The following is a 4081-nucleotide window of genomic DNA, read 5'->3' as shown; positions in this document are numbered from 1 at the left end:
TCCGGATTTGAACCGGAGACCTCATCCTTACCAAGGATGTGCTCTACCTACTGAGCTACAGCAGCAAATGGCGACGCGGAAGGGACTTGAACCCTCGACCTCCGGCGTGACAGGCCGGCGTTCTAACCAACTGAACTACCGCGCCATCTTTCTATCAAAAGACAGCGGTCGCTGTAATTTGTCATGGCAGGGGCAGAAGGATTCGAACCCTCGGCACTCGGTTTTGGAGACCGATGCTCTACCAGCTGAGCTATACCCCTAAATGGTGGGCCTTCACGGGCTCGAACCGTGGACCGGCCGGTTATGAGCCGGCTGCTCTAACCAACTGAGCTAAAGGCCCATACCGTTCCACAGCGTTTAAAAAGTAGGCTTGCCGTCACAGCAACTGTGGCGGCAAGCCACATTCTGGCTCCCCCTGTTGGACTCGAACCAACGACCCTGCGGTTAACAGCCGCATGCTCTACCGACTGAGCTAAGGAGGAATATGAAAGGGTCCGGCCTGGTCAGGCCAGACCCTTCTTTTGTGTCGGCGTTACCTATCTTCCCGGTCCGTCTCCAGACAAGTATTTTCGGCGCAGGTGAGCTTAACTTCCGTGTTCGGGATGGGAACGGGTGGACCCTCACCGCAATCAACACCAACTTACTTTCCTTTGAAAAGAAAAGTAAGCAAAAGAAACTCTAACAACTTTCTTCTCCTTACCGTTCTTCTCAACGATAAGTCATTATATTCATTTTCTTCCTCTTTGTCAAGAGAAAAATGATGGTGACCCGTGCGGGAATCGAACCCACGTTTGCGGCGTGAGAGGCCGCCGTCTTAGCCGCTTGACCAACGGGCCATTGGTGCGCCTTCACGGATTCGAACCGGGGACCCACTGATTAAGAGTCAGTTGCTCTACCAGCTGAGCTAAAGGCGCTTGTCGCCACCATCCAGGGTGCTGCACCCTCAAAACCGAACAATGTAAATCTTCCGCACTTCGCAAGCGCCTGCAATCATCCATGTTAAGGTCAAGCCCTCGGCTTATTAGTACCGGTCAGCTGCACACGTTACCGTGCTTCCACCTCCGGCCTATCAACGACATAGTCTACGTCGTGCCTTACTTCTTTCGAATGAGAGATCTAATCTTAGGGGGAGTTTCACGCTTAGATGCCTTCAGCGTTTATCTCGTCCGTACATAGCTACCCAGCTATGCCCTTGGCAGGACAACTGGTGCACCAGAGGTACGTCCATCCCGGTCCTCTCGTACTAAGGACAGCTCCCTTCAAATCTCTTACGCCCGCAACAGATAGGGACCGAACTGTCTCACGACGTTCTGAACCCAGCTCGCGTGCCACTTTAATCGGCGAACAGCCGAACCCTTGGGACCGAATACAGCCCCAGGATGTGACGAGCCGACATCGAGGTGCCAAACCTCCCCGTCGCTGTGGACGCTTGGGGGAGATCAGCCTGTTATCCCCAGGGTAGCTTTTATCCGTTGAGCGACGGCACTTCCACTTGCATACCGCCGGATCACTAACTCCAACTTTCGTTACTGCTCGACCCGTCGGTCTCGCAGTTAGGCTCGTTTATGCGTTTACACTCACTGCACGGTTTCCGTCCGTGCTGAACGAACCTTTGAGCGCCTCCGTTACCTTTTAGGAGGCGACCGCCCCAGTCAAACTGCCCACCTAACAGTGTCCCCCGACCGGATTCACGGCCGCAGGTTAGAAAACCAGCAAATCAAGGGTGGTATCCCAAGGGTGACTCCACCAAAGCTGACGCCCTGGCTTCCAAGTCTCCCACCTATCCTGTACATGATTTACCGATTTCCAGTATTAAGCTGCAGTAAAGCTCCATGGGGTCTTTCCGTCTAGTTGCGGGTAACTGGCTTCTTCACCAGTACAACAATTTCGCCGGGTGGGCTGTTGAGACAGCGCCCAAGTCGTTACGCCATTCGTGCGGGTCAGAACTTACCTGACAAGGAATTTCGCTACCTTAGGACCGTTATAGTTACGGCCGCCGTTTACTGGGGCTTCGATTCAATGCTTCGCCTTGCGGCTAACATCTCCTCTTAACCTTCCAGCACCGGGCAGGCGTCAGCCCCTATACGTCATCTTTCGATTTAGCAGAGACCTGTGTTTTTGGTAAACAGTCGCTTGGGCCTATTCGCTGCGGCCTCCCGTAGGAGGCTCCCCTTATCCCGAAGTTACGGGGTCATTTTGCCGAGTTCCTTAACAACCCTTCTCCCGTTGGCCTTAGGATTCTCTCCTCATCTACCTGTGTCGGTTTGCGGTACGGGCACCTTAGCATACCATACACCTTTTCTCGCCACAGAGCATCGCGGACTTCCCTACTAAAGTTCGGTCCCTTACGCCCGGGTCAACCAACGCCCGGGTCCCGCTATCTCTATGTGTCAGTGTACTTAAGGTTCGGTGGCTACGGAATTTCAACCGTATGTGCATCGACTACGCCTTTCGGCCTCGCCTTAGCTCCCGGCTTACCCTGGGCGGACGAACCTTCCCCAGGAAACCTTAGATTTTCGGCCATTATGATTCCCACATAATTCTCGCTACTCATTCCGGCATTCTCACTCGAATACAGTCCACCGCTGCTTCCGCTGCGACTTCACCCCATATTCGACGCTCCCCTACCCCGCACATTGCTGTGCAGCCCAAGCTTCGGTGTTACGCTTAGCCCCGTTATATTTTCCGCGCAGAGTCACTCGACCAGTGAGCTATTACGCACTCTTTTAATGAGTGGCTGCTTCTAAGCCAACATCCTGGTTGTTTTCGCAACTCCACATCGTTTTCCACTTAGCGTATCTTTGGGACCTTAGCTGTGGGTCTGGGCTGTTTCCCTTTTGTCCACGAGACTTATCTCACGTAGACTGACTGCTGGCCATCAATTATCCGGCATTCAGAGTTTGATAGGGTTCAGTAACCTTATCGGCCCCTAGCCCATTCAGTGCTTTACCTCCGGTAATCTAAGCCAACGCTAGCCCTAAAGCTATTTCGGGGAGAACCAGCTATCTCCGAGTTCGATTGGAATTTCACCGCTATCCACAGGTCATCGCCGACCATTGCAACGGGCGTGCGTTCGGTCCTCCATGGGGTTTTACCCCCACTTCAACCTGCCCATGGATAGGTCACCCGGTTTCGGGTCTATTGCCACTGACTTCATACGCCCTATTCAGACTCGGTCTCCCTGCGCCTCCGGCACTGAATGCCTTAAGCTTGCCAGTAACAATAACTCGCCGGACCATTCTACAAAAGGTACCTCATCACCCTTTAACGGGCTTTGAGTGCTTGTAAGCACAAGGTTTCAGGTTCTCTTTCACTCCCCTCCCGGGGTCCTTTTCACCTTTCCCTCACGGTACTGCTCCTCTATCGGTCATCAGGTAGTATTTAGGGTTGGAGGGTGGTCCCCCCAGCTTCCCACCGGGTTTCACGTGTCCGGCGGTACTCTGGATCCAGTCGCACAACCTTCCCTTTCGGATACGGGGCTATCACCCGCTATGGCCGGCCTTCCCATACCGTTCTCCTAGTTCCAGTTGCTAAAAAACTGTCCACAACCCCGGAGGATAAATCCTCCGGTTTGCCCTCTTCCGCGTTCGCTCGCCACTACTAGCGGAATCTCGGTTGATTTCTCTTCCTCGCCCTACTTAGATGTTTCAGTTCAGGCGGTTCCCCGCGTACGCCTATTTGATTCAACGCACGCTGACAGAGTATTGCTCTGCCGGGTTTCCCCATTCGGAAATCTGCGGGTCAAAGCTTATGTGCAGCTCACCGCAGCTTATCGCAGCTTGTCACGTCCTTCGTCGGCTCCTGATGCCAAGGCATTCCCCTTGCGCTCTTTCTAGCTTGACCTTGTAGAACAGTCTCATCTCTGAGCTGTTCTCAAAATCATGAATTATGCAGGCATCACAGAAGTTTTGCAATTAGCTCCATTGTTTTTACCCTTACTAGAACGGCTTTCGCCATTCTATCTTAGTTCCACAACATTGCTGTTTTGCCCTCTGTTGCTTGCTCTTGTACTTTCGATTTACATTGTTCAGTTTTCAAGGTGCCGCCTTCCAGCCTTTAAGGCCAGATTTTAACACTCAAT

General features: G+C 53.0%; 7 tRNA genes and 2 rRNA genes (1 of these 9 cut by a window edge). All 9 read right to left on the bottom strand.

What is annotated here, in order from left to right:
• Positions 1-65, bottom strand: a tRNA-Thr gene (locus tag HMPREF0372_RS20315) (it extends 43 nt beyond the left edge of the window).
• A gap of 3 nt (positions 66-68) precedes the next feature.
• Positions 69-145 (bottom strand) — tRNA-Asp (locus HMPREF0372_RS05900).
• A 39-nt stretch (positions 146-184) separates the two neighbouring features.
• A tRNA-Trp gene (locus HMPREF0372_RS05895) sits at positions 185-260 on the bottom strand.
• A gap of 3 nt (positions 261-263) precedes the next feature.
• Positions 264-340 (bottom strand) — tRNA-Ile (locus HMPREF0372_RS05890).
• A 66-nt stretch (positions 341-406) separates the two neighbouring features.
• A tRNA-Asn gene (locus HMPREF0372_RS05885) sits at positions 407-482 on the bottom strand.
• 42 nt (positions 483-524) lie between these two features.
• Positions 525-640, bottom strand: a 5S ribosomal RNA gene (rrf, locus tag HMPREF0372_RS05880).
• A gap of 121 nt (positions 641-761) precedes the next feature.
• Positions 762-836, bottom strand: a tRNA-Glu gene (locus HMPREF0372_RS05875).
• Between the two features lie 2 nt (positions 837-838).
• Positions 839-914: transfer RNA gene (locus HMPREF0372_RS05870), tRNA-Lys, on the bottom strand.
• Positions 915-1001: 87 nt separating this feature from the next.
• Positions 1002-3843, bottom strand: a 23S ribosomal RNA gene (locus tag HMPREF0372_RS05865).
• Positions 3844-4081 lie beyond the last annotated feature (238 nt).

The sequence above is a fragment of the Flavonifractor plautii ATCC 29863 genome (genome assembly GCF_000239295.1).
Classification (GTDB): domain Bacteria; phylum Bacillota; class Clostridia; order Oscillospirales; family Oscillospiraceae; genus Flavonifractor; species Flavonifractor plautii.
Note: the sequence above shows the minus strand (reverse complement) of the source record. Positions and strands in the feature narration are given on the sequence as shown.